Source organism: Candidatus Clostridium stratigraminis (assembly GCF_045310675.1).
GTDB classification, from domain to species: Bacteria; Bacillota; Clostridia; order Clostridiales; family Clostridiaceae; genus Clostridium_AT; species Clostridium_AT stratigraminis.
Genome location: NZ_JBJHZZ010000056.1, coordinates 1 through 247, shown reverse-complemented (window position 1 = coordinate 247; position 247 = coordinate 1). Strand labels below are relative to the sequence as shown.

Annotated in this window: 1 rRNA gene; it reads left to right on the top strand. The window is 48.6% G+C overall.

The features are described 5' to 3' along the window. Window positions 1–247, top strand: a 23S ribosomal RNA gene (locus ACJDUG_RS17830); the annotation flags it as partial.

Here is a 247-nt window from a genome sequence, read left to right as displayed (position 1 = left end):
AATCGATTTCCTAAGTAGCGGCGAGCGAACGGGAAAGAGCCCAAACCAGCTCCTAACGGAGTTGGGGTTGCGGACAGTTCATAAACGAAAGCAGGAACTAATTGAAGAGAGCTGGAAAGCTCCGCTATAAAGTGTAATAGCCACGTAAGTGAAAGTGGAAGCTTTTAGAACTGATCCAGAGTACCACGAGACACGTGAAACCTTGTGGGAAGCAGGGAGGACCACCTCCCAAGGCTAAATACTACCT